Genomic DNA, 18850 nt, shown 5'->3' with positions numbered 1-18850 from the left:
AATTAAAAATAAATACTGACCTTGCAGGGACACCACCAAGGCCGCGGATTGAAACGTCCGCCGGCACCGGGCTCCGGAATGCGCCGCAGAAATCCGGCGCGGCAACGGCGGAACTTCCGGACGCCGCCTAATAGGGGATCGAAATGCGCGACAGTCCAAACATTTTGATCATCATGGTCGATCAGCTCAACGGCACGCTGTTTCCGGACGGCCCTGCCGAATGGCTGCACACACCGCATCTTGACGCGCTGGCGGCGCGCTCGGCGCGCTTCGCCAACAACTACACCGCCTCTCCGCTTTGCGCGCCGGGACGTGCGTCCTTCATGTCCGGGCAACTGCCGAGCCGCACGCGGGTCTATGACAATGCGGCTGAATTTTCGTCAGACATCCCCACTTTTGCGCATCACCTGCGCCGCAACGGCTATCAAACCTGCCTGTCCGGCAAGATGCACTTCGTCGGACCGGATCAGTTGCACGGTTTCGAGGAGCGCCTGACGACGGACATCTACCCGGCCGATTTCGGCTGGACACCGGACTACCGCAAGCCCGGCGAGCGCATCGACTGGTGGTACCACAATCTGGGATCGGTGACCGGCGCCGGGATCGCCGAGATCAGCAACCAGATGGAATATGACGACGAGGTCGCCTTTCACGGCGTGCAAAAGCTCTACCAGCTGGCCCGGACCTCGGACGATCCCGCGGCGCGGCCCTGGTGCCTGACCGTCTCGTTCACGCATCCGCACGATCCCTATGTCGCACGCCGCAAATACTGGGACCTTTACGAGGACTGCCCGCACCTGGAACCCGCGGTCGCCCCGATCCCGTTCGACGCGCAGGACCCGCATTCCAAGCGCCTTTATCTCGCCAACGACTACAAGAATTTCGACATCACGCCGGAGGATGTGCGGCGGTCGCGGCGCGGCTATTTTGCCAATATCTCCTATCTGGACGACAAGGTCGGCGAACTGATCGGCGTGCTCGAGGCGACGCGCATGCTTGAGAACACGATCGTCATGTTCTGTTCCGATCACGGCGACATGCTGGGCGAGCGCGGGCTGTGGTTCAAGATGAGCTTCCTCGAGGGCGCATCGCGGGTGCCGCTGATGATCGCCGGCCCCGGCATCGATCCCGTCCTTGTTAAGGACCCGGTATCGAATCTCGATGTCGTTCCGACCCTCGCCGATCTTGCCGGGGCGGATCTCGAAGCGGTTCAGCCGTGGACCGACGGCGTGAGCCTCCTGCCGATACTCTCGGGGAAATCCCGCGGCGCGCCGGTTCTGATGGAATATGCGGCCGAGGGCTCCTACGCGCCGCTAGTCTGCATGCGGGACGGCCGCTTCAAATTCGTCCATTGCGAGCTCGATCCGCCACAGCTCTTTGACCTCGATGCCGATCCGAACGAACTGAACAACTTGGCCTCCGATCCGGAGCACGCGAGCGTTCTGGACGACTTCAAGTCCCGGGCCATGGCCCGCTGGAACATGGAGCGGTTCGACGCGGCGGTGCGCGAAAGCCAGGCACGGCGCTGGGTGGTCTACGAGGCGCTGCGCAACGGCGCCTACTATCCGTGGGACTACCAGCCGCTGCAGAAGGCCTCGGAACGGTACATGCGCAACCACATGGATCTCAACGACCTGGAGGAAAGCCAGCGCTTTCCCCGCGGCGAATAGAGCGAGCAGGCAATCATGAAAGCACAACCGGAAGCATCGCATTTCATCAACGGCGCCTTCGTGGAAGACACGGACGGCGCGGTCATCGAATGCATCTACCCGGCAACCGGCGAGGTCATCGCGCGGCTGCATTCGGCAACGCCGGCGATCATCGAGCAGGCCGTCAGCGCAGCGGTCGAGGGACAGAAGGTCTGGGCCAAGATGACCGGAACAGAACGCGGCCGCGTCCTGCGCCGCGCCGCCGACATCATCCGCGAACGCAACCAGGCGCTTTCGGAACTCGAGACCCACGACACCGGCAAGCCGCTGCAGGAAACGCTCGTGGTCGATGCCACGTCCGGTGCAGATGCGCTTGAATATTTCGGCGGGCTGGCTGCGGCCATCAACGGCGAATATATCGATCTCGGTGGCGATTTCGTCTACACGCGGCGCGAGCCGCTCGGCGTGTGCGTCGGGCTTGGCGCCTGGAACTATCCGACCCAGATCGCCTGCTGGAAAGGCGCCCCGGCCCTCGCCTGCGGCAACGCCATGATTTTCAAGCCGTCCGAGACGACGCCCCTGTGCGCCCTCGAAATTGCCGAGATCCTGCATGAGGCGGGCCTGCCGGCCGGCGTCTACAACGTCGTTCAGGGCTATGGCGACGTCGGCGCGGCGCTCACCACGCACCCGAATGTCGACAAGGTGTCGCTGACCGGGTCGGTTCCGACGGGCGAAAAGGTCATGGCCGCCGCAGCCGCAGGAATCCGGCATGTGACCATGGAACTCGGCGGCAAGTCGCCACTGATCGTCTTCGACGACGCCAATATGGACGATGCCGTCGGTGGCGCTCTGCTCGGCAATTTCTATTCGAGCGGCCAGGTGTGCTCCAACGGCACCCGCGTCTTCGTGCAGCGCGGCTGCATGGACGCGTTCATGGACAAGCTGATCACCCGCACCGAAGCAATCAGGATCGGCGATCCCCAGGACGAGGCGACACAGATGGGGCCGCTGGTCAGCGCCGCGCAGCGCGACAAGGTGATGGACTATATCGAGATCGGCAAGGCCGAGGGCGCGCGCCTGGCGACCGGCGGCAACCGGCTGACGCTGCAGGGCATGGAGAACGGTTTCTTTGTCGAGCCGACCGTTTTCGCCGACGTGACGGACGATATGCGCATCGCGCGCGAGGAGATCTTCGGACCGGTGATGAGCGTGCTCGCCTTCGACGAGGAAGACGAGGTCATCGCCCGCGCCAACGACACGGAATTCGGTCTTTCGGCGGGTGTTTTCACAAGCGACCTGTCGCGCGGCCACCGGGTGATCGCCGACATCAAGGCCGGAAGCTGCTGGATCAACACCTACAACCTGGCGCCGGTGGAGGCGCCCTTCGGCGGCTACAAGCGCTCCGGCGTGGGGCGCGAGAATTCGCGCGCGGCCATCGAATATTACAGTCAGATCAAGAGCGTCTACGTGGCCTCAGGGCCGGTCGACAGCCCCTACTGAAGACGTCGGGAAAGACACTGAGAATGCAAGCGGACTTTGTCATCGTCGGTTCGGGATCAGCGGGTTCGGCCATGGCCAGCCGGCTGTCGGAGGGCGGCCGGAACTCCGTCATCGTCATCGAATATGGCGGCTCCGACGTGGGGCCGTTTATCCAGATGCCGGCGGCGCTTTCCTATCCCATGAACATGGGGCTCTACGACTGGGGCTATCAGACAGAGCCGGAACCGCATCTCGGCGGTCGGCGGCTGGCAGCGCCCCGCGGCAAGGTGGTGGGCGGCTCGTCGTCCATCAACGGCATGGTCTATGTGCGCGGGCATGCGGAGGATTTCGACTCCTGGGAAGCCGAGGGCGCCGACGGCTGGTCCTATGCCGACGTCCTGCCCTATTTCCAGAAAATGGAGACGTCGCATGGCGGCCAAAATGGCTGGCGCGGCCATTCCGGGCCGCTGCACGTCCAGCGTGGCGAACGGCTCAACCCGCTGTTCCAGGCCTTTATCGAGGCCGGCGCGCAGGCCGGCTTCGAGCTCACCGACGACTACAACGGCGAGAAGCAGGAGGGCTTCGGCCCGATGGAGCAGACGATCTATCGCGGCAAGCGGTGGTCGGCGGCCAACGCCTATCTGAAGCCGGCGCTCAAACGTCCCAACCTGCAGCTCATCAGAGCCCTGGCGCGACGGATCGTCATCGAGGACGGTGTCGCGACCGGCGTTGAAATCCAGCGCGGCGGCAAACGCGAGACAATCCAGGCGTCCCGCGAGGTCATCGTCGCCGCATCGGCGTTCAACTCGCCGAAACTGCTGATGCTCTCCGGGATCGGCCCCGGCGTGCAGTTGCAGGAATTGGGCATCGACGTTGTCGCCGACCGGCCCGGCGTCGGCACCAACCTTCAGGACCACCTGGAACTCTACGTGCAGCAGGAATGCACCCAGCCGATCACGCTCTATTCGAAGATGAACCTGATCTCCAAGGGACTGATCGGGGCGGAGTGGCTGTTCTTCAAATCGGGCATCGGCGCGTCCAACCATTTCGAGGCGGCGGCGTTTCTAAGGTCCCGCCCGGGCGTCAAATATCCCGATATCCAGTACCATTTCCTGCCCGTGGCCATCCGTTACGACGGCACGGCACCTGCCAGGGCCCACGGCTTTCAGGCCCATGTCGGGCCGATGCGGTCAAAATCGCGCGGCCATGTCGCGCTGCGTTCGGCCGACCCGGCTGAGGCACCCGTCATCCGTTTCAACTATATGAGCGATCCTTCGGACTGGGAGGATTTCCGCCACTGCATCCGGCTCACCCGCGAGATTTTCAGGCAACCCGCCTTCGACGGCTATCGCGGCCGCGAGATCTCGCCCGGGGTCGACGTGCAGTCGGACGCGGAACTCGACGCCCACATCGCCGAACATGTCGAGAGTGCCTACCATCCGTGCGGCACCTGCCGGATGGGCCGGGCCGACGATCCGATGAGCGTCGTCGACCCGCAATGCCGGGTGATCGGCGTCGACCGGCTGCGTGTCGCCGATTCATCGATCTTCCCGACGATCACGAACGGCAATCTGAACGCACCGTCGATCATGGTCGGCGAAAAGGCCTCCGACCATATTCTCGACGTCCAGCCCCTGCCCCGTTCGAACCTGCAGCCGTGGATCAACCCGAACTGGGAGATTTCTGACCGGTAGGGAGCATCGCCCGCACGCCGGCAAGAAAGCCTTAACCATATTGGGGCAACTGTCGCTGCAGTGTGGTCGGCAACCTGCCGCATCGGGCGGCGAAAACCGGCAAGTGGCGGGATATCGATGACGATCGCGCATCACCAGCAGCACGCGGTGCCCGATGCCGCGCAGATCGACGGCATCAAGCGCACGGCCGCGAACGTGATCGCTTTCGCCGCGTTCTGCCTTCTGATGCTTTCGCTGCGGCCGTTTTTTTCCGTCAGCCAGATCCATCTCGTTCGGCAAGACGGCGACTCGCTCAACCAGATCGGCTTTCTGATCGCCGGTTTCGTGGCCGTGGCTGCGCTGCTCACGCTCGTCAATCGCCGTCTGTTGACGATCTTCGCCGCACCCGGCTGGATCGGCATCCTTTCGGTGCTGGCCATCTCGGTCGTCGTCGCACCGTTTCCGGAGGTGGCGCTGCGTTCCGTGCTTCTCACGCTCATCGGCATCATCATCGCCTCCAGCATTGTCCTTTTGCCGCCGGACGAACGCTCCTTCCAGCGCGTGTGCGCCGCCGCGATCCTGACGGTGCTTGCAGTCAGCTACCTCGGCGTCCTCCTCGCACCCGAGCTCGGTGTGCATGAGGCCGGCGGCGACGAGAGCCAGCATGCCGGCCTGTGGCGCGGTCACTTCACCCACAAGAACATTGCTGGTCCCGTCATGTCGGTGTTCGCCATGTTCGGCATCTATCTGTGGCGGTCCGGCTATCGTTTCCTCGGGCCGGCCATCACGCTGCTTGCGGTGTTCTTTGTCATCCAGACCGGGTCGAAGACCACCAACGGGTTGCTCCCGGTCTCGGTTTTCGTCGTGCTGGCGGGCCGCGCCTTCGGGCTGCCGCTGCTTACGATCTTGCTCTGGGCGGTCTCGGCGCTTTTCATCGCCCTGATCACCGTGGGGACGGTCTATTCTCCGATACTGGCGGAAATCATGAAGACATTCCTCGCCGATCCGAGCTACACCGGCCGGGTGACCCTGTGGGAGTACGGCATCGAGAACGTCACGAACAGTCCCCTGTTCGGCACGGGGTTCGACAGCTTCTGGGGCACGCCGGCGGTTACCGGGATCGAAAAGCCTTTCGAGCGGGGCTGGGATTTCCGCGGCATCGTCCACGGTCACAACAATTATATCGACATGGCCCTGACCACAGGGCTGGCCGGTTTCGCCGTTCTCATGTGGGCCCTTTACATCGCGCCGGCGGTGAATTTCGTGAAATCCTACAGGCTGCCGGGCAACCGCAACCTGGCCGACCTGTTCATGATGATCATCGTCTTCATGACCCTGCTCTCCTTCCTGGAGACATTTTTCCTGCGGCGCGTCGACCCGATCTGGCTAACCTGGGTAGTCGCAATCGTCGGCCTGCAGCTGACTTCGCGCTACCGGGCCACCTGAGCAACTCCGGGCCGGGGGTCCTCGTGTTTGAGCATGGTGAGGACGGCGGTTAAAATAACACGCCAGACGCTTGAATTTCCCACCGGAGATGTTAAGTGCAAGGCCCGGTCGCGACGACGCTTCGCGGCCCCGCTGGGGCGTAGCCAAGTGGTAAGGCAGCGGTTTTTGGTACCGCCATGCGCTGGTTCGAATCCAGCCGCCCCAGCCAGTTTTCCTCACTTCAGGACAGGATGTCCGTCGCACGCCTGCGACAGGCAATGATAAGGCTACCGTCCCCTGATCCTGGGATCGAGCGCGTCGCGCAGGCCGTCGCCGATATAGTTGACGCTCAGCACGGTCAGCGAAATCGCCAGGCCCGGCCACAGCACACGCTCGGGATATTGCTGCAGGTAATCGGTCGAATCGAACAACAGACGCCCCCAGGTCGGGAAGTCCGACGGAAAGCCGAGCCCGAGGAACGACAGCGCCGATTCCGTGATGATCGCGTTGGCGATGCCGAGGGTTGCGGAGACCGTGATCGGCGACAGGACATTCGGCAGGATGTGGCGCAGGATCATGCGGCGCGAGGGTGTGCCGATGGACCGCGAGGCGATGACGAACTCACGCTCTTTCAGCGCCAGCACGTCCCCGCGCACGATGCGCGCCGTCTGCATCCAGGAGGTGATGCCGATGACGAAGACAATCAGCATGAAGATGCCGGTCTCCGGGCCGAAGGCCGCGCGCAAGGTATCGCGGAACAGCATGATGATGACGAGGAGCAGCGGCAGCAGCGGCAATGCCAGGAACAGGTCCGTCAGGCGCATCAGCGGCCCGTCCAGGCGCTTGAAATAGCCGGCGACAACGCCGATCGCGGCGCCGAGGACGAGCGCCAGCAGCATGGCGGTGATGCCCACCGCCATCGACACCTGCCCGCCCTCCAGGACGCGGGCCAGCGTATCGCGGCCGAGCTGGTCGGTGCCGAGTGGATGGGCAAGGGTTGGTCCCGAGTTGCGCGCCCTGATGTCGATGTACTGGGCGTCGATCGTCCAGATATAGGGTCCGAGGGTGACCGCCAGCACCACGAAGATGAAGAATCCCATGCCCCAGACAGCGCCGCGGTGGGTCTTGAACTGGTCCCAGACGTTTCGCCACTGCGACTGGGGCGGCCGTGCCGCGGCAAGTGAATCGGGTGTCACGTCAGTCATAGCGGATCCTCGGGTCCAAGATGCCGTAGAGCACGTCGGCGACCAGATTGAAGACGATGATGAGCACGGCGAAGATGAAGGTCAGTGTCTGGACCGTCGGCAGATCGCCGCCCTGGATGGAGATGATCAGCAGCTGGCCGAGACCGTTCACCTTGAAGACCTGCTCGGTGATGATGGCGCCGCCGAAGATCTGCGGCACGCCGAGCGCAATCACGGTGACGACGGGGATCAGCGAGTTGCGCAATACGTGGATCATGACGACCGTGCGTTCGCGCAGACCCTTGGCGCGCGCCGTGCGCACATAGTCCTGGTTGAGATTGTCGAGCATCGAGGCGCGCATGAAACGGCTGATCTGCGCCGCGTTGAACAGCGCCAGAACGGCGACCGGCATGATCATCTGGCGGACCTGGAAGAGGAAGCTCTCCCAATCCGTCACCTGGTGGGTGGTGTCGTATATGGAGGGGAACCAACCGAGCCAGACGGAAAAGATGACGATCACCAGGACGCCGGTGAAGAAGGTCGGCACCGAAAACCCGACCATGGAGACGAAGGTACCGATCTGGTCGAACCAGCTGTACTGGCGATAGGCGGAAATAATGCCTATGGGCAGCGCGATCAGCACGCCGACGACATAGGACATGCCGACGACCCAAAGGGTCTGCGGCATGCGCTCGACGATGAGGTCCACGACCGGGGAGCGCGTCTGCCAGCTGAGCACGCGCAGGCGGTCGCCCGAACCCCAGCCGAACCACTGCTCGAGTATGTTGAGCGGCTCGTTGACGAAGAACTGCTTGCACCACAGGAGATAGCGGATGTAGATGGGATCGCCCAATCCCAGGGACTGCCGGATCTTCTCACGTACTTCCGGCGGGATCGTCAGCGGCAGGTTGGCTGTCGGATCGCTCGGCGCCAGGTCAAGCAACAGGAAAATAATAAGGCTGATCGCGATCAGCGTCGGTATCGCCAGCAGCAGCCGGCGAATGGAGTAGTTCAGCATCGCATTCGATTCTCAGTTCAAGGGCCGAAAGCCGCCCCGGCAGTGCCGAGGCGGCGTATGACCGTTACTGGGTCTTGGTGCGATACCAATCAGCAACATTCCAGAGCTCGGAGTCCCAGACATTCAGAACCACGCCTCCAAGCGTGTTAGAATGGGCCGAGACACGGCCGCGGTCGACGAGCGGAAGCATGATGTATTCCTGCATCAGCTTGTCGTTCATGGCCTTGGCGAGTTCGGCGCGCTCCTCGAGCTTGCCGGTCTGTGCCATCTTGGCCACCAGGGCATCGTATTCCTCGCTGCAATAGCGCGGCATGTTGTTGCCCTGCCACTGGGTTTCAGGCGTCGGTGCCTGTTTGCACTCCCAGTTCGCCATGTAGGCTTCGGGGTCGGTTCCGTCGAAGTTGTTGGCGTACATCTCAACATCCGCAAAAAACTTCTGGAACGTATCGGGGCTTCCCGGGTCGCCGCCGAAGAAGACCGACGCGTCGATGTTGCGCAGCTCGGTCTCGACACCGATCTCGGACCACCACTGCTTGATCAGCGCCTGGAAGTCCTGGCGCACGGCGTTGGTCGAGGTCTGGTAGAGGATCGACAGGCGGACACCGTCCTTGGCACGGATGCCATCGCCACCGGGCACCCAGCCGGCATCGTCGAGCAGCTTCTTGGCGCCCTCGATATCCTGGACGAGGCAGCCGTCATTGGCCGTCGACTTATAGATCGCCGGTGCCGGAAGCACGTTACAGCTCGGCTTGCCGGCAGCGCCGTATCCGATCTCGACGAGCAGCGCCCGGTCAATCGCCATGGACAGGGCCTGGCGGACGGCCGGATCCGATAGGAACGGATGCGGATGTGCCTTGGTGGACCGCGCGTCGCCGAGTGCCGGGCTCGGATCGGTCAGGTTGATCATGATGCGTTCGACCAGCGTGCCGAATGCGGAAACGACCGTGCCTTTGCCGGCGGCTTCCATGGCGCCGAGCACATCCGGCGCCAGCTGCATGTTCCAGGCGTAGTCGAACTCGCCGGTTTCAAGCACCGAGCGGCCGGCCGAGGCCGTGTCGCCGCCGCCCTTGAACGTGACCGTCGCAAAGGCCGGCTTGTCCGGATCGCGGTAATTCGGATTGGCTTCGAACGAAATCACGTCGTTCGGACGAAATTCGGTGACCCGGAACGGGCCGGTGCCCATCGGTCCGAAATTGGCGTCGGTGCATTCCGGCGCCTTGGCGCCGAGGCAGTCGGCGAACTGCGCGGCCTGGATGATCGGAGCCTGCGCACCGACGAACGGGCCGTAGGGGAACGGTTTCGGCACGCCGAACGTCACCGTCACGGTGAGGTCGTCGACCGCCTTGACGTCGGTCACGTCATTGTACTTCTCGCTCTGGGCGCAACCGCCAGCCGGGTCCGCGCAGTATTTCCAGGTGAAGACAACATCAGCCGACGTGACCGGGCTGCCGTCGGACCAGAGCAGGCCCTCCTTCAATTTCCAGTTGATGGTCGTGAGGTCCGCCGAGACGCCGCCATTGTCGACCGTCGGCACGGATTCAGCCAGCCACGGCACCATATTGCCGTCCTGGTCGTAGCGGGCCAGCGGCTCGACGACCAGCGATGCGGCCTCGAGTTCCTTGGTGCCGCCCGAAAGATAGGGATTCATCGTCGAGGGCGCCTGCCAGTAAATGATCTTCACCTCGCCGTCTGACCCGCGTTCGGCGAGCGCGGCGGGCGCGATCGCCACCGCGGCGGCCGCCCCAAGCAATAATGTTCTTACTCTCATTTTTCTTCCCCTTACACTCATGGTTTAACTGTTTCGCCGACGGTTGGTTCCGCGGTCTTTATCGCTGTATCTCCGACAAAGTGGCAGGCCGTATAGCGGCCCTTGTCCACCTGCCGGAATTCCGGTTCGATTTCATGGCAGATCTGCTCGGCCCTTGGGCAGCGCGTGCAGAAATTGCAGCCGACGGGCGCGTTGGACGGCGACGGAACATCGCCGGTCAGGATAATGTGCTTGCGCTGGCTCTCGCGCACCGGATCGGGTTCCGGAACGGCTGAAAGCAGGGCCTGCGTATAGGGATGCAGCGGCGCACCGTAGAGTTCGTCGCGCGGCGCCAGCTCGACGATCTTGCCGAGATACATCACCGCCACGCGATCGGCGATGTGGCGCACCATCGACAAGTCGTGGCTGATGAAGAGATAGGTCAGCCCGAACTGTTCCTGCAGGTCCTCCAGCAGGTTGACCACCTGTGCCTGGATGGAAACGTCGAGCGCGGCGATCGGTTCGTCGCAGACGATGAATTTGGGGTGCAGCGCGAGCGCCCGCGCAATGCCGATGCGCTGACGCTGGCCGCCGGAAAACTCATGCGGATACCGGTTTGCGAAACTGCGGTTGAGGCCGACCGCATCCATCAGTTCGTAGACGCGCTCGAGCCGCTCGGCACGCGAAAGGGACATATGCTCGACCAGCGGCTCGCCGATGATGCCGGCAACCGTCATGCGCGGGTTGAGGCTGGCCTGGGGGTCCTGGAAGATCATCTGCATCTTGGGCCGCAGGTGACGCAGTTTCTCCTTGTCGATGTCGCTGATGTCGGTGCCGTCAACAGTGATCGATCCGCCGGTGATGTCGTAGAGGCGAAGCACCGCGCGGCCTGCCGTCGACTTGCCGCAGCCGGACTCGCCGACGAGCCCAAGCGTCTCGCTTTCCCTGATATCGAGGGAGATGTCGTCGACGGCCTTGATGTCGCCGACGTGGCGGCGGAAGATCCCGGCATAGATCGGGAAATGCATTTTTAGGCCGCGGACCTGGACCAGCGGCGAAGCGCCCGCATCGCTCATCGCGGCTCTCCCGTTTCCGGATCCCAGAAACACGCGACGTCGTGACCGTCACCGACGCTGATCCGCGCGGGATCGGCGGCGAGGCAGCGGTCGAAAGCGTGGTTGCAGCGGGCGCTGTAGGAACAGCGTTGCGGCGGCGAAAACAGGATCGGCGGCTGTCCCTGGATGACCCGCAACCGTTCGGCCCGGCTGCCGCGAACGCTCGGCACCGTCTGCAGCAGCGCGCGCGTATAGGGATGCTGCGGGTTCTTGAACAATTCGATAACGGGGGCCAACTCGACGATCTGGCCGCCATACATCACCATGACCCGGTCGGCGATGCCGGCGATCACCCCGAGGTCGTGGGTGATCCAGACGATGGCCATGCCGAGCTTGTGGCGCAATTCCTTCATCAACTCGAGAATCTGCGCCTGAATGGTCACGTCCAGCGCCGTTGTCGGCTCGTCGGCGATCAACACCTTCGGATCGCACGAAAGCGCCATGGCGATCATAACACGCTGGCGCATGCCGCCCGAGAACTGATGCGGATAGTCCGAGAGCCTTTTTTCGGCGTCGGCGATGCCGACGAGCTCAAGCAATTCGACGGCGCGCTGGCGGGCTTCCCTTGTCGTCATGCCCATATGGTTGCGCAGCGGCTCCATCAGCTGGAAGCCCACCGTGAAAACCGGATTGAGCGAGGTCATCGGGTCCTGGAAGACAAAGCCGATGCCGGCGCCGCGCACCGCCCGCAATTCGTCCTCGGTGACGCGGAGCAGATCCATGCCGTCGAAATTGACATGGGCCCCGTCGACCGTTGCGGCCGTCGTTCCCAGAAGGCCGATCAGCGACATCATCGTGACGGATTTGCCGGAACCGCTCTCGCCAACGACGCCGAGAAGCTCGCCCGGCCTGAGATCAAAACTAACGGAGTTTACAGCGTGGATGGCGCCCTGGGCTGTTTCAAAAACGGTCCTCAAATCCTTGACATCAAGAACTGCCGCTCCGTCTTCAGACATCCGGTGCTCCGTACGCGCCGCCACCCATGCTCAACCCCTCACAGAACCGATAGTGAAGCAGAATGGCAATTTGAAACGACAAATGCAAATTGAAGTTGCGCCCTGCGCAACACTTTTTTCCGGCGGGGAAATCGAGCCGGCTTGTGCCGGTTATGCGATTCAATACAGCGCCTTGCCGTGGCGGATTGATGTGGACTCTAAACGGTGCGTCCGGCCGGGTTTTCCGCCGGCCGCGCCCTTCCCGCCCATTCATCGCCAGCCCCGGATCAACACTCCCAGTAAGGCGGCCTTCCGTATTTCGACAGAAGAAAATCGACAAGCACGGCGATTTTCGGCGGCGTGGCCGGGGCCGGCGGATAGACGGCCCAGAAATTGCCGGTCCGGGCGACCGGATAGTCTTCCATGACCGACACCAGCCGCCCCTCGCGCAGGTCCTCCCAGACATGCGCAACGGATTTTATGGACAGGCCGAGACCGCACATCGCCGCGTCATAGGCGAAGTCGCCGCTGTCGCCCGTTATCGCCGGTGAGATCGTGCAGGCGACCTCCCCGTTCGGCCCGTCGAAATACCAGATCGGCAGGGCGCTCATGCCGATGCAGGCATGATTCGCAAGGTCGGCCGGCGTCGCCGGAGCCCCGTGTCGCGTGATGTAGTCGGGCGACGCGCACAAAACCCGACGGTTGCCGCCCAGCTTGCGCGCCATGAGGCTCGAATCCGGGAGCGGCGCGCCACGGAACGCCAGGTCGAACCCCTCCCCGACAATGTCGACAATCCTGTCGGTGAAACTCATCTCGATGCGAATGTCGGGATACTGCTCCATGAATTCATTCAGATAAGGCAGGATGTGCTTGCGCCCGAAAAACGTGTTGCTCGATATGCGCAGCTGGCCGCGCGGCCGCGAGGCGCCGGCGTCGAGCAGATCGAAGGCGGTGTCGAGTTCGTCCAGGGCCGCCTTGCCGTGTGAAAGCAACAGGCGGCCGGGTTCGGTCAGCGACAGCTGCCGCGTCGTGCGCGCCATCAGTTGCGCGCCGGCCGCCTTTTCAAGCGCCGCCAGCCGGGCGCTCGCCGCCGAGGGCGAAAGGCCGAATTCGCGGCCGGCTTCGGAAAGGCTGCCAAGATCGGCAGCGCGAACGAAGAAGCGAAGATCGTCAAATCTCATTTTCCAAAAACTTCGAATAGTCTTGTTTAAATTATCCCAATTATACAATTATTCCGCAAATGCGATAGTCCGTCCGAACAATGAAAGGACAGACCATGCTGCACACCGGAGACAAATACGAAATCCGCGCGCGTCACGAGCGCAAGGAAGCGGTCGCAACGGCATTCAGGACACTGCGTCGTTGGATCAAGCATCAATCCGGACTGCGGTTCTGACGCGGTTCGGGCCCTGTGGAACGGGCGGCGCCGTGGCGATGGCAGCTGTCCGGTCCGCCGCTCTTTTGACACAGGCGGACCCCGGACGTAGTCTAACTAACAACTGTTAGTCATCGACACACGGGCCGCCCGCATTCACTCCGAATTTCGGCGGTCCGCCAATACGGACACGCCATGCCACAGACCACAAATCTTGCCGAACATAATCCCGCTGCGCCTCGAACCGGCCCGTTCCGGGAGGAGCACCGGATGCTGCGCGATCAGGTGCGACGCTTCGTCGAAGAGGAGATCAAGCCCCATGCCGATGCCTGGGAAGAGGACGGCATGGTGCCCCGCGCGGTGCTGCGCAAGATGGGCGAACTTGGCTTCTTCGGCATCCGTTACCCGATGGCCCATGGCGGTTCGGAAATGGACACGCTGGCCACCGTCGTGCTCGCCGAGGAACTCGGAAAATCCACCTATTCGGGGGTCGCGATCACCGCTCTCGTGCACACCGACATGGCCTCGGTGCACATCTATAATGGCGGATCGGACGAACAGAAGGCAGCGTATCTTCCGGGCGTCATTTCGGGCCAACTCATCACCGCCGTCGGCGTCACCGAGCCTGACGCCGGTTCCGACGTGAAGGGAATCCGCACGACCGCGCGCCGTGATGGCAACGAATACGTGCTCAACGGGTCGAAGATGTTCATCACCAACGGCGTGCATGCCGATCTCTACTGCATCGCCGCCAAGACCGGCGAAGACGAGCGACCGAGCCGCAACGTGACCATGTTCCTGGTACCGAAGGGGACGCCCGGCTTTTCCGTCGCCCGCGCGCTCGACAAGCACGGCTGGCGCTCATCCGATACGGCGGAGCTTTTGCTCGAGGACTGCCGGGTGCCGGCGGAAAACGTGCTCGGCGAGGAAGGCCATGGCTTCTACGCCATCATGCGGAACTTCCAGAACGAGCGCCTCGTCATCGGCGCCATGGCCGTCGGCGAATCCCAGGCGGCCCTCGACCTGACACTGGATTATGTGCGCACGAGAAAGGCCTTCGGCCGCGCCCTCTGGGACAAGCAGGCCATCCGGCAGCGTTTGTCGATGCTCGCGGCGCGGGTCGAGGCGGCAAGGCAGCTTGTCTATGCGACGGCGGAACGCGATGCCGCCGGCGAAGACGTGATCCGCGAGGTGTCGATGGTCAAGGCCCTGTGCGGGGAACTCGTCAACGATGTCATGTATGACTGCCTGCAGTTCCACGGCGGCACCGGCTATATGCGCGGCACGGCCATCGAGCGCATGGCCCGCGACGCAAGGGTCCAGACGATCGGCGGCGGCGCCACGGAAGTCATGCTGGAGGAAATCGCCAAACGCCTGTAAGGAGACGCCAGGAACCAGGCGGGGGAAAGCATGACGCAGCCGAAGATCTCAGACCGACAACCGACCGGAGGCGCAGAACGGCGCGGGTCCGCCTCGCGCCGCGAAATCCTCGACGCGGCAGCCCGGCTCTTTCAAAAGAACGGATACGGCAACACATCTTTGCGGGAACTCGCCAACGAGGTCGGTATGAAGGCCGGCAGCCTCTATTATCACTTTGCCTCCAAGGAACAGCTGGCGATCGAAGTGCTCGGCGCCGGGGTCAAGGGCGTCGCGCAAACCGTTTCGGCGCGGCTTGCCGAGGCCGGCGCGGACGCATCCGCATCGCAGCGTGTCTCGATCGCCATTCGCGCCCATCTCGACGCCATCCTGAACGACAGCGGCTACACATCCGCGCATATCAGGTGTTTTCCCTATACGCCCGCCGCCGTTCAGACGCAGCTCCGCAACGTGCGGCGAACTTATGAGGATATCTGGACCGGCCTGATCGACGATCTCCTCGGGCCGCAGCGCGACGAGCCGGATGCGCGCTATTTGAGACTTGCCGTGCTCGGCGCCCTCAACTGGTCGCTCGAATGGTTCGATCCGGCGCGCGACAGCGCCGAAGGCTTTGCCGAAATGGTCGAGAGAATGATCCTTGGGGCAACCCGGTCAGACGAGCATCACTGACCGAGTTCATCCTTCCACGGCGGGTTGGCGCCGGCGCGCGACACGGTCACGGCGGCGACCGAGACGGCGAGATTAAGCGCCGATTCGAGGTCCTCCTTGCCGATCGACCGCAACGCCTGCTTGGTCAGACAGCCCGCATCTTTGAGGCCGGCAAGCAGGCCCGCGTCGAAGCTGTCGCCGGCACCCACGGTGTCGACGACTGTGACCGGCCTTGCGGCGACCCGGACGGTGCCGGACGGGGTCGTTGCTTCGGCACCTTTCGCGCCCATGGTTTCCACGACAATGGAAACGCCGCCGGAGAGCCAGTCGGCCTTGACCGCGTCCGCCGCCCTTTCCGGCTCCAGCCAGGCGAGATCCTCGTCGGAAACCTTGACGATGTCGCTTTCGGCGATCATGCGCCTGATGCGGCGCCGGTGCGCATCGGCATCGGGGATGAAATTTGCCCGGATGTTGGGATCGAGCGAGATGACGCGCCGGTCGGCCTCGCGCGCGAGCAGCGCCTCGTAGGAGGACCCGCAGGGTTCGGGGATCAGGCTGATGGCGCCGAAATGCAGCGCTTCCACCCGGTCATCCAGTTCCGGCAGGGTGTCCGGCGTCAACATGCGGCCCGCCGTCTGTTCGTCATAGAAAGTGTATTGCGCATGGCCATCCGTCAGTTCGACAAAGGCGAGCGTCGTCGGCCGCGCGGAGCGCACGCAAAACGAGAAGTCGACACCGGATTTCTCCAGCGTCTCCTCGAGCTGGCGGCCGAACATGTCGGTCGAAAGACCCGAAAAGAAACCGGCATCCGCACCGAGCCGCCCGAGCGCGATCGCCGTGTTGAACACCGCGCCGCCGGCGACCGGCAGGAGTGCGCCCTCGCCGTCCGGCAGTTGGCGCGGCAGCATGTCGATGAGCGCCTCGCCGCAGCAGATAATCATGCGTTTCCCCTTGTCCGTCAGCCCCGCCCGGTAGACCCCGCCGCATCCCGTTCACGGCCGGGCAAAGCCGGCGGCACCATAGCCCAATTTAAATCGATTACAACCGCCGTATGATGCCAAATACCGGCTTGCGGGAACAATCGCGTCGATGCCCGCTACGAGCGAAATCCGCCAGTCGCGCGCGGTGGATTATTCCCTTGACGGCGGCGGGATTCCGGATTACCTACAGCCCGCATTGGCGGCGGCAAGCCGCTGCAAGTCGGAGTGTAGCGCAGCCTGGTAGCGCACCTCGTTCGGGACGAGGGGGTCGGAGGTTCAAATCCTCTCACTCCGACCAGTTTTCTCCAGCCAATCCCGCAGATCCGATGCAACCGGCGTTGTCCGCGGTTCTGCGCCTCCCTGCCCGTTACACTTTGCGACAAATTCCGCTTCCGCCGGCACACTTGTGGTGCATCTTGCTTCTATTGTCACACGCAACGCATTGACAGTGGGGCACCGATGCTGAGCCGAATACTGAACTCCCGTACCTTCTTCTGGGCGATCCTCGCGCTGCCGGGCACACCGATGGTCCTGGCGTTGGCGAGCGGCGAGGCTGCGCCGGACGGGCGGCCGGTGACGGAGATGCTCCTGCATCCGACGGGAGAATTCGCCGCGCGCTTCATGATCATCGCCATGCTGATCACGCCCTTGCGCATGCTGTTTCCAAAAGCCCGGTTCCTGACCTGGCTGGCACGCAGGCGCCGCTATCTCGGTGTCGCCGCCTTCTGCTACGCGCTGTTTCACACGGTGCTGTACATTGCCGACTTGGGATCGCTGCGGCTCATCCTGGCCGAATTCACGGCGCTCGGCATCTGGACCGGCTGGGCGGCGTTCGCGCTCTTCATCGTCCTTGCCGCCACCAGCAACGACGCCTCGCAGCGCGCCTTGATGCTGTGGTGGAAGCGCCTGCAGCGCCTGGTCTATCCCGCTGCGGTGCTGACGCTCGTTCACTGGATCTTCGTGCACAACAATCTCGGTCCGGCGCTCGTGCATTTCGTTCCGCTCGCGCTGCTGGAATCCTATCGCATCGTGCGAACAATCAAACCGCCCCGGCAGGCACTGGCTGCCGGACAGGCGCCGACCAAATAGGAAAGGACGACCCATGCAGAAATCAGCTTTTGCCGCGCTGGCGGCACTCGTCTCACTGGCCGCGGAACCGTCCTTCGCCACGGGCCTCTACACCTGTGAATCGGGTGACCAGTCCGGGTGGAAGACCGTAAGCGAACTGGAAGAAAAGATGGTATCGGAAGGTTGGCAGGTCCGCCGCATCAAGGAAGACGGCGGCTGTTACGAAGCCTACGGCACGACGCCCGATGGCGAACGCGTGGAAGCCTATTTCGACCCGGTGACGCTTGAGATGCTGCTCGTTGCCCGTCGCGGGGAGATTCTCTACCAGAAGCAGGACTGACCGCCGCGGTCCCTCCCCCGCGCGGAGCCATGCGCTGGACGGGTACGAGCCATTCGCAATGAGCGGTTCTCAACCCGGCCCTGTCGACTACATTTCTTCTTGCAAAAGGAGAAACGACGTGGCCCATCGCTCTTTCAGACCTGCCCGCGCCATATTCGACATATTCGGCGACATCCGCTCGGCCTCGCGGATCGCGCATGCCATCGAGACCGGCCGCCAGCCCGACCGGCGCGATCTCGAAAATCTCGGCATCGAGGATATTTTCGCACAGAAAAGCTGGGACGTGCAGAACCTGCGGTTCTGATTGTAAACCCCGCCAGACGGATCGTCCTGCGGCGCAGATATATATTTTCCAATGACCGGCGAAGCTGTCATTCGCCGGCACACACCTTGCATATCCGGATCGGGCCAACGGCCCTCCCCTGATGACCGGCACTGGTGGTACTTGTAAGTTCTTGTGTTTCGGATTTGTACTTTTTTGTACAAAATAAATAATAGTTTGCAATATCGCACGAAAACAAAGATCAAATATTTCAGGTTCGGCAAATCCGCCGACCCTTTCCGATGATCTGCAGAAGCAATATCTCTCTATATATCTGTTATCACTTCTAAAAATTCGAACTATGTGCGCTTGGAGCCCTTTCGAAGGCGCTTAACAATCCAACTATAGATTGCATAATCATACTTGGATTGCATACTATCGGTGCAGAATTCGAACGCCTCTGATGGCTGAAATACAGAATCGAGTCCGTTTTAACGAATTGGAAACCATGACTCGGGAAATATACATCCCGGTTGCTTGGATTTACTGATCCAATAGCATGACGCTCGGCAACC

At 62.7% G+C, this 18850-nt stretch carries 16 protein-coding genes and 2 tRNA genes; 11 read left to right on the top strand and 7 right to left on the bottom strand.

The genetic code is table 11. The features are described 5' to 3' along the window. Nucleotides 1-143: 143 nt before the first annotated feature. The 5 genes from betC (at nt 144) to E4M07_RS11775 (ending at nt 6455) form a co-directional block, all read left to right on the top strand. Nucleotides 144-1670, top strand: a complete 1527-nt coding sequence (betC, locus tag E4M07_RS11795; protein WP_136658555.1) for a choline-sulfatase — start codon at nt 144-146, stop codon at nt 1668-1670. A 15-nt stretch (nt 1671-1685) separates the two neighbouring features. Further along, a complete protein-coding gene (betB, locus tag E4M07_RS11790) occupies nt 1686-3149 on the top strand; it encodes a betaine-aldehyde dehydrogenase (protein WP_136658554.1) in 1464 nt (487 codons plus the stop codon). 23 nt (nt 3150-3172) lie between these two features. Next, on the top strand, nt 3173-4822 hold the full coding sequence (gene betA / locus E4M07_RS11785) for a choline dehydrogenase (RefSeq protein WP_136658553.1): 1650 nt from the start codon (nt 3173-3175) through the stop codon (nt 4820-4822). A gap of 117 nt (nt 4823-4939) precedes the next feature. After that, nucleotides 4940-6247 (top strand): O-antigen ligase, encoded by a 1308-nt coding sequence (locus E4M07_RS11780; protein WP_136658552.1) that lies wholly within the window; start codon nt 4940-4942, stop codon nt 6245-6247. A 133-nt stretch (nt 6248-6380) separates the two neighbouring features. Continuing rightward, nucleotides 6381-6455: transfer RNA gene (locus tag E4M07_RS11775), tRNA-Gln, on the top strand. A gap of 58 nt (nt 6456-6513) precedes the next feature. Here E4M07_RS11775 and E4M07_RS11770 read toward each other — a convergent pair. From E4M07_RS11770 to E4M07_RS11745, 6 genes are all read right to left on the bottom strand, one after another. After that, nucleotides 6514-7431, bottom strand: a complete 918-nt coding sequence (locus E4M07_RS11770; RefSeq protein WP_136658551.1) for an ABC transporter permease — start codon at nt 7429-7431, stop codon at nt 6514-6516. Continuing rightward, nucleotides 7424-8428 (bottom strand): ABC transporter permease, encoded by a 1005-nt coding sequence (locus tag E4M07_RS11765; protein WP_136658550.1) that lies wholly within the window; start codon nt 8426-8428, stop codon nt 7424-7426. Before E4M07_RS11765 ends, E4M07_RS11770 begins: the two co-directional genes overlap by 8 nt. A gap of 64 nt (nt 8429-8492) precedes the next feature. Further along, nucleotides 8493-10196 (bottom strand): peptide ABC transporter substrate-binding protein, encoded by a 1704-nt coding sequence (locus tag E4M07_RS11760; protein WP_136658549.1) that lies wholly within the window; start codon nt 10194-10196, stop codon nt 8493-8495. 17 nt (nt 10197-10213) lie between these two features. Then, on the bottom strand, nt 10214-11251 hold the full coding sequence (locus tag E4M07_RS11755; RefSeq protein ID WP_136658548.1) for an ABC transporter ATP-binding protein: 1038 nt from the start codon (nt 11249-11251) through the stop codon (nt 10214-10216). Then, entirely contained in the window at nt 11248-12246 is a 999-nt protein-coding gene (locus tag E4M07_RS11750; protein WP_136658547.1) for an ABC transporter ATP-binding protein, read from the bottom strand. The genes E4M07_RS11755 and E4M07_RS11750 overlap by 4 nt, the downstream gene beginning before the upstream one ends. 266 nt (nt 12247-12512) lie before the next feature. Beyond that, on the bottom strand, nt 12513-13406 hold the full coding sequence (locus E4M07_RS11745) for a LysR family transcriptional regulator (protein ID WP_136658546.1): 894 nt from the start codon (nt 13404-13406) through the stop codon (nt 12513-12515). Between the two features lie 464 nt (nt 13407-13870). Between E4M07_RS11745 and E4M07_RS11740 the strand changes: the two genes are divergently transcribed. Beyond that, nucleotides 13871-14980, top strand: a complete 1110-nt coding sequence (locus tag E4M07_RS11740; protein WP_246660435.1) for an acyl-CoA dehydrogenase family protein — start codon at nt 13871-13873, stop codon at nt 14978-14980. 30 nt (nt 14981-15010) lie between these two features. Further along, nucleotides 15011-15646 carry a TetR/AcrR family transcriptional regulator gene (locus E4M07_RS11735; RefSeq protein WP_136658544.1) on the top strand — a complete coding sequence of 212 codons (636 nt, stop codon included), beginning with the start codon at nt 15011-15013 and terminating at the stop codon, nt 15644-15646. Here E4M07_RS11735 and E4M07_RS11730 read toward each other — a convergent pair. Continuing rightward, nucleotides 15640-16566, bottom strand: a complete 927-nt coding sequence (locus E4M07_RS11730; protein ID WP_136658543.1) for a carbohydrate kinase — start codon at nt 16564-16566, stop codon at nt 15640-15642. The two genes, E4M07_RS11735 and E4M07_RS11730, sit on opposite strands and share 7 nt — an antisense overlap. A 260-nt stretch (nt 16567-16826) precedes the next feature. Between E4M07_RS11730 and E4M07_RS11725 the strand changes: the two genes are divergently transcribed. The 4 genes from E4M07_RS11725 to E4M07_RS11710 all read left to right on the top strand — a co-directional run bounded on the left by E4M07_RS11725 (nt 16827) and on the right by E4M07_RS11710 (nt 18317). After that, nucleotides 16827-16903 (top strand) — tRNA-Pro (locus tag E4M07_RS11725). Nucleotides 16904-17064: 161 nt separating this feature from the next. Beyond that, nucleotides 17065-17694: a ferric reductase-like transmembrane domain-containing protein gene (locus tag E4M07_RS11720; protein WP_246660434.1), complete on the top strand. Its 630-nt coding sequence runs from the start codon at nt 17065-17067 to the stop codon at nt 17692-17694. A gap of 13 nt (nt 17695-17707) precedes the next feature. Further along, nucleotides 17708-18013 carry a PepSY domain-containing protein gene (locus E4M07_RS11715; RefSeq protein ID WP_136658542.1) on the top strand — a complete coding sequence of 102 codons (306 nt, stop codon included), beginning with the start codon at nt 17708-17710 and terminating at the stop codon, nt 18011-18013. A 118-nt stretch (nt 18014-18131) separates the two neighbouring features. Continuing rightward, nucleotides 18132-18317: a hypothetical protein gene (locus tag E4M07_RS11710; RefSeq protein ID WP_136658541.1), complete on the top strand. Its 186-nt coding sequence runs from the start codon at nt 18132-18134 to the stop codon at nt 18315-18317. Nucleotides 18318-18850: the final 533 nt, after the last annotated feature.

This window comes from Nitratireductor sp. XY-223 (assembly GCF_004959855.1).
GTDB lineage: Bacteria > Pseudomonadota > Alphaproteobacteria > Rhizobiales > Rhizobiaceae > Hoeflea_A.
Note: the sequence above shows the minus strand (reverse complement) of the source record. Positions and strands in the feature narration are given on the sequence as shown.

Coding starts and splice junctions, on each gene's coding strand:
- betC (WP_136658555.1), top strand. CDS start 144: ATGCGCGACAGTCCAAACATTTTGATCATCATGGTCGATCAGCTCAAC.
- betB (WP_136658554.1), top strand. CDS start 1,686: ATGAAAGCACAACCGGAAGCATCGCATTTCATCAACGGCGCCTTCGTG.
- betA (WP_136658553.1), top strand. CDS start 3,173: ATGCAAGCGGACTTTGTCATCGTCGGTTCGGGATCAGCGGGTTCGGCC.
- E4M07_RS11780 (WP_136658552.1), top strand. CDS start 4,940: ATGACGATCGCGCATCACCAGCAGCACGCGGTGCCCGATGCCGCGCAG.
- E4M07_RS11770 (WP_136658551.1), bottom strand. CDS start 7,431: ATGACTGACGTGACACCCGATTCACTTGCCGCGGCACGGCCGCCCCAG.
- E4M07_RS11765 (WP_136658550.1), bottom strand. CDS start 8,428: ATGCTGAACTACTCCATTCGCCGGCTGCTGCTGGCGATACCGACGCTG.
- E4M07_RS11760 (WP_136658549.1), bottom strand. CDS start 10,196: ATGAGAGTAAGAACATTATTGCTTGGGGCGGCCGCCGCGGTGGCGATC.
- E4M07_RS11755 (WP_136658548.1), bottom strand. CDS start 11,251: ATGAGCGATGCGGGCGCTTCGCCGCTGGTCCAGGTCCGCGGCCTAAAA.
- E4M07_RS11750 (WP_136658547.1), bottom strand. CDS start 12,246: ATGTCTGAAGACGGAGCGGCAGTTCTTGATGTCAAGGATTTGAGGACC.
- E4M07_RS11745 (WP_136658546.1), bottom strand. CDS start 13,406: ATGAGATTTGACGATCTTCGCTTCTTCGTTCGCGCTGCCGATCTTGGC.
- E4M07_RS11740 (WP_246660435.1), top strand. CDS start 13,871: ATGCTGCGCGATCAGGTGCGACGCTTCGTCGAAGAGGAGATCAAGCCC.
- E4M07_RS11735 (WP_136658544.1), top strand. CDS start 15,011: ATGACGCAGCCGAAGATCTCAGACCGACAACCGACCGGAGGCGCAGAA.
- E4M07_RS11730 (WP_136658543.1), bottom strand. CDS start 16,566: ATGATTATCTGCTGCGGCGAGGCGCTCATCGACATGCTGCCGCGCCAA.
- E4M07_RS11720 (WP_246660434.1), top strand. CDS start 17,065: ATGCTGAGCCGAATACTGAACTCCCGTACCTTCTTCTGGGCGATCCTC.
- E4M07_RS11715 (WP_136658542.1), top strand. CDS start 17,708: ATGCAGAAATCAGCTTTTGCCGCGCTGGCGGCACTCGTCTCACTGGCC.